Below are 5,374 nucleotides of genomic sequence, written 5' to 3'. Positions count from 1 at the left end.
TCAGGTGCCCGTGCATCGACTTGGTCGAGGAGATCATCAGCCGGTCGGCATGATCGCCGAAGACCGCGCGCACCGCGGCGCATTCGGTCTTGTCGTTGATCGTCGTGCCCGTGCCATGCGCGTTGATGTAGCCGATCTCCTCCGGCGCGAGCCCCGCGTCCCTCAGCGCCCCGCGCATGGCGCGCACCGCCCCGTCGAGGTTCGGCGTCACGATGTCGGAGGCGTCCGAGGTCATCGCGAAGCCCACTACCTCGGCGAGGATCTCCGCCCCGCGCGCCCGGGCATGCTCGAGCTCCTCGAAGACGAAGACCGCCGCCCCCTCGCCCTGCACCATGCCGTTGCGGTTGCGCGAGAAGGGCCGGCAGCCGTCCTTCGACATCACGCGCAGCCCCTCCCAGGCCTTGATGCCGCCGAAGCAGAGCATGCTCTCGCTGCCGCCGGTCAAGACCACGTCGGCCTGGCCGGCGCGGATGAGGCCCATGGCCTGGCCCATGGCGTGGTTCGAGGAGGCGCAGGCGGTCGCCACCGTGTAGCTCGGCCCCTCGAGGTCCCAGGTCATCGAGACGTGGCTCGCCGCGGCATTGTTCATCAGCCGCGGCACCACGAACGGATGCACCCGGTTCTTCCCCTCCTGGTAGACCAGGCGGTAGTTCTCGTCCTGGGTCTGCAGCCCGCCGCCCGAGGTGCCGAGCACCACCCCCGCCCGCTCGGCCAGCGCGCCCTCGATCTCGAGCCCCGACTGCGCCATCGCCTCGCGGGCGGCGAGCAGCGCGAACTGGGTGAAGGTGTCGCAGAGCGTGAGCTCCTGGCGGCCGAAATAGGCCTCGGGGTCGTAGCCGCGGATCTGCCCGCCGATCGCGATCGAGAGCCGCTCCACGTCGGGGAAGACGAGCGGCCCGATGCCCGAGCGGCCCTCGGCCATGGCGGCCATGGTCTCGCCGGCGGAGAGGCCGAGGGCGCAGACCGCGCCCTGCCCGGTGATGACGACCCGGCGGCTCACCTACTTCGCGGCCGCGATCAGCGATTCAACCGCGCGCACCATGGCGCCGACGGTGCTGATGTCGAACTCCGAGTCCCCGGGGTCGTTGGCGTTGAAGGGAACCTCGATGTCGAAGGCCTCCTCGAGCGCGAAGATCGCCTCGACGAGGCCGAGGCTGTCGATGCCGAGATCGCCGAGGGTCGCCTCCATGCGGATGTCGCCGGGCGCGACCACGGCCTGTTCGGCCAGGATCGCCATCACCTTGTCCCTCACCGTGTCCGCGACAGCCTCGGACATGCCACCTCCGTCGGGTCAGCCTCTCTGCGCCGCCGGTCTTAATCGCTCGCCGGCGGATTGGAAACGGCTTTCTGCCCCGCCGCGGCCGCCTCTTCCAGCCGGGCGAGCAGCCGCGGCAGCCGCCGCAGCGCCTTGTACATCTCGACGTGCTGGTCCAGCCGCACCGCCGGATAGCCGGCCATGATCCGGTTGTCCGGCACGTGGCTCGACACCCCGGTGTTGCCGGTGATGACCACGTTCGAGCCGATGCGCAGATGGTCGGCGATCGCCGCGCGCCCGCCCAGCACCACCCGGTCGCCGATGACCGTCGAGCCGGCGACGCCGGTCTGGCCGCAGATGAGGCAGGTCCGCCCCACCTTCACATTGTGGCCGATCTGCACCTGGTTGTCGATCTTGGTCCCGTCGCCGATCGTGGTGTCGGCCACCGTGCCGCGGTCGATGCAGCTGTTGGCGCCCACCTCCACGTCGTCGCCGATCGCGACCGCGCCGAGCGAGTTGATCCGCACGTAGGCGTCCTGCTCCTCGGCGGTGATGACGCCGGCGGTGACCCCCGACGCCCGCGCCTCCTCGACGTGGCCGGGCGTCGGCGTCACGAAGGAGAAGCCGTCCGCCCCGATCACCGCCCCCGGCTGGGCGATGAAGCGGTCGCCGATCCTGACCCGCGCCCCGATCCTGACGCCCTGGAGGAGCAAGGCATCGCGCCCGATCGCCGCGTCCTCGGCGATCGAGACGTGGCTGAAGATGCGCGCGCCCGGCCCGATCCGGACCCGCGCGCCGATCACGACATAGGGCCCGATCGCCGCGCCGGCGCCGATCTCGGCCGAAGGGTCGACGAGCGCGCTCGGGTGGATGCCGGGCGCGATCTCCGGCGCCCGCTCGAAGACGCGGGTGACGCCGGCGAGCAGGTAGCGCGCCCGCGGCGCCACGATCGCCGCCCTGAGCCCGAGCGCGCGCCAGTCCGCCCCCGGCCAGAGGATCGCCGCCTGCGCCCTGCCCTTCGCGAGGTCCGCGGCGAAGGCCGGCTGCATGGCGAGCGCGATCTCGTCCGCCGCCGCCGCCGCCGGCTCGGCCGCGCCCGACACCTCGAGCGCGCCGTCGCCGGACATCTCGGCGCCGAGCGCCTCGGCGAGCTCCGCAATGGTGATCAACGTCCTGCCTCCCGCCGGTCCCTCGCGGGGCAGCTATAGCGGAAGCCTCAGCCCTGCGCAGCCGGCAAAGTCACCCCCGCCGCCTCGAGCGCCTCGAAGATCTTCGCGTCCCGCCCGTAGACGTCGGGCCGGTAGCGCGCCGTCCCGTCGGCATCGAAGGTCACCGTGCGATAGACGATATGCACCGGGATCGTCTGCTCCAGCGTCACCCCCCGCTCCTTGCCCGAGGCGCGCAGCCCGGCATAGGTCGCCGCCGGGTCGGCGCTCTGCCCCTCGAGCAGGATATGCGCGAGCTCGACCGGCTTCTCGAGCCGGATGCAGCCGTTGGAATAGGCCCGCACGTCGCGCGCGAAATACTCCTTGTGCGGCGTGTCGTGCATGTAGACCGAATGCTGGTTCGGGAAGAGGAACTTGACCTCGCCGAGCGCATTGTCGTCGCTCGGCCGCTGCTTGATGCGGAAGGGGAAGTTCTCCGGCGTGTATTGGGTGAAGTCGACGAGCTTCGGATTGATGACCGTGCCCTTGCGGGTCATCAGGTCGATGCCCTGGTTCTTCAGCACCATCGGGTTGCGCTGGAGCTTGGGCAGATAGTCGCGGATGGCGATCGAATCCGGGATGTGCCAGGTCGGGTTGACCACCATGGTCTTCACCACCCCGTCGAACTCCGGCGTCTCGGTGACATGCGCCTTGCCCACCACCACCTTGGAGCTCCAGATCGGCGTCCCGTCCTGCCAGAGCGTCACGCCGAAGTCGGGGATGTTGACGAGCAGGTAGCGCGCCTCCGGCGCGTCGTTCGACCAGCGCAGCCGCTCGAGGTTCACCGCGACCTGCGCGAGGCGCGTCTCGACCGGGGCGTTGAGCGCGGCGAGCGTCATCGCGCCGACCACGCCGTCGTCGTTGAGGCCGTGGTCGCGCTGGAACTGCATCACCGCCTGCGCCAGCCCGCCGTCGAAGCCGGTGGCGATCTCCTCGCCGGCCGGCACCAGATAGCCGAGCCGCGCCAGCCGGGCGCGGATCTCGCCGACGCGCGGCCCCGCGTCTCCGGGGTGCAGCGTCGGCCCCTCGGCGACCTCCGGCCCCCAGGATCCGGTGCGCCCGAGCTCCTCGAGCCGCGCCTTCTCGGCCATCAGCCGGCGGTAGTCCGGGTCCTGCGGCTCGAACCCCCGCAGCGCCTCGGCCACCGTCCCGCCGTCGAGCGCGGCGAGCAGCGCGGCCGGGGCCGGCGCCACCGGCTTGCGGGTGATCTCCTCGCTGATGGCGGAAGGGGCGACGACCCCTTTCGAGAGGTCGGTCGCGAAGCGCAGATAGGCCCGCGTCGCCGCCACCTCGCGCTCCGCCATCGCCCCGGGCTCCGGCGCCGCGAGCGGCGCGGCGAAGTCCGCCGCGCCGTAGCGGGCGCGCGGCAGCGCCTGCGCCGGGCCGGCATCGAGCGCCGCGGCGAGTTCGGCCGCCCGCGGGCTGCCCGGCTCGGTCCAGAAGGGCGCATAGGCGCGCCAAGCGTAGAACTGTCCGATCGCGCCCGCCTCGCCCTCGGGGAGCGCGGCGAGGAGCGGAGCCATCGCATCGCGGAGCGCCGCTGCCTCGGGCGCGAGCGGCACCGCGGCCGGCGTCTCCGCCAGACCCTCGGACGCCTGCGGGACGGCAGGGGCCGGCACGACAGCCGCCTCCTCGGCCCACGGCGGCGTCGCCCCGAGCGCCAGCGATGCCGCGAGAAGCGCGAAAAGGGCTCGGGCCATCGGTTTCGATTTCATGCCTGCCTCGTCTGCTCTGCTTTTCGCCAAGGTTACATTCCTGAGCGATTTCCGACAAGCTGCTTGGCCGTAACCGAAAATTTACCTCTTTACCGCACTTGCCGGCGACATGCTGCAATCGGCGAAAATCCGCCGACGGCTCGGACCACCGGAACGCGACACGCTTGGAAAAATGGCTTGGCTGTGGCATCAGAATCACAGGGCGCGGGTGAAAAAGTCGCTCACACAGGCAAATCGAGGCAGTGAACCATGAACAACGACGACTATCGGCCATCGCGCCGGGCCGTGCTTGGCGTTTTCGCGGGGCTTTGCGCAGTTGCGGCGGCACCGGTCTACGCCAAGTCGCCCGGCCTGCTGCGGCGCGCCGGCGACGTCCGCCGGATCCGCATGTACAGCCAGCGCACCGGCGAATCCCTCGACACCATCTATTTCATCGACGGCCGCTACGTGCCGGAGGCGCTCGAGGAGATCAGCTACTTCATGCGCGACTGGCGCGAGAACAAGATGATGCGCTACGACCCGCACAACGTCGACAATCTCGCCGCGACGCTGGGGCTCATGGATACCGACGAGCCCTACCTGATGATCTCCGGCTACCGCACGCAGAAGACCAACCGCATGCTCAAGGGCGCCGCCAGCCACTCCTACCACCTGCGCGCCATGGCCGCCGACGTCCGCCTCAAGAGCCGCTCGGTCAAGCAGATCTCGAACGCGGCCTTCGCCTGCAACGGCGGCGGCGTCGGCATCTACAACCGCTCGAACTTCGTCCACATGGACTGCGGCCCGGTCCGCTCCTGGCGCGGCTGAGCCGCACACCACACGAACGGTGTCAGAAGCACGTCGCCACTTCTGACTGGTGTGGGAGATGACGAGATCGCAGATCGTGTCTCCCACGATGGTGGAATGTGGGGGCTCGGATCTCGTGAAGGCGAGATCGGGCGCGACCGGTGAAGACGACCCTCACTCGATCCCGAACTCTCTTTCTTCACCCCGCTCAAGGGCGTCAGACGCCCCGCCTCCGCGCCGGCAAGGCCTTGGGCGATTCCCCTTCAAGCCACTCGTCATAGCCGTCTTCCGGCTCGTCACCCGGTGACGGGGGCTCGGTCCAGGCGCGGATATCGTCCAGCACGCTCACGCCCGCACCGTCCCGTCCCCTTCCACCAGGTACTTGAAGCTCGTGAGCTGCTCCGCCCCCACCG

General features: G+C 70.3%; 5 protein-coding genes. 1 reads left to right on the top strand and 4 read right to left on the bottom strand.

Features of this window, described 5'->3' with window-relative positions; genetic code table 11:
* The 4 genes from Q0112_RS05700 to Q0112_RS05685 all read right to left on the bottom strand — a co-directional run.
* On the bottom strand, positions 1 to 1,000 hold a 1,000-nt coding region (locus Q0112_RS05700), incomplete at its 3' end, for a beta-ketoacyl synthase (protein ID WP_297972625.1).
* Positions 1,001 to 1,276, bottom strand: a complete 276-nt coding sequence (locus Q0112_RS05695; RefSeq protein WP_297972623.1) for an acyl carrier protein — start codon at positions 1,274 to 1,276, stop codon at positions 1,001 to 1,003.
* Between the two features lie 38 nt (positions 1,277 to 1,314).
* Positions 1,315 to 2,424: a UDP-3-O-(3-hydroxymyristoyl)glucosamine N-acyltransferase gene (locus tag Q0112_RS05690; RefSeq protein WP_297972620.1), complete on the bottom strand. Its 1,110-nt coding sequence runs from the start codon at positions 2,422 to 2,424 to the stop codon at positions 1,315 to 1,317.
* Positions 2,425 to 2,471: 47 nt separating this feature from the next.
* Positions 2,472 to 4,160 (bottom strand): L,D-transpeptidase family protein, encoded by a 1,689-nt coding sequence (locus tag Q0112_RS05685; protein WP_297972619.1) that lies wholly within the window; start codon positions 4,158 to 4,160, stop codon positions 2,472 to 2,474.
* A 264-nt stretch (positions 4,161 to 4,424) separates the two neighbouring features.
* On the opposite strand from Q0112_RS05685, the gene Q0112_RS05680 reads away from it, so the two are divergent.
* Positions 4,425 to 4,982, top strand: coding sequence for a DUF882 domain-containing protein (locus Q0112_RS05680; RefSeq protein ID WP_297972617.1), 558 nt, complete (start codon positions 4,425 to 4,427; stop codon positions 4,980 to 4,982).
* Positions 4,983 to 5,374: the final 392 nt, after the last annotated feature.

This window comes from uncultured Amaricoccus sp., assembly GCF_937858865.1.
Taxonomy (GTDB): domain Bacteria; phylum Pseudomonadota; class Alphaproteobacteria; order Rhodobacterales; family Rhodobacteraceae; genus Amaricoccus.
The sequence above is the reverse complement of the archived record's forward strand: the minus strand, read 5'-3'. Positions and strand labels throughout refer to the sequence as shown.

Bases quoted from the DNA above. Each gene is read 5' to 3' on its own strand.
- Q0112_RS05695 (WP_297972623.1), bottom strand. From the start codon at position 1,276: ATGTCCGAGGCTGTCGCGGACACGGTGAGGGACAAGGTGATGGCGATC.
- Q0112_RS05685 (WP_297972619.1), bottom strand. From the start codon at position 4,160: ATGGCCCGAGCCCTTTTCGCGCTTCTCGCGGCATCGCTGGCGCTCGGG.
- Q0112_RS05680 (WP_297972617.1), top strand. From the start codon at position 4,425: ATGAACAACGACGACTATCGGCCATCGCGCCGGGCCGTGCTTGGCGTT.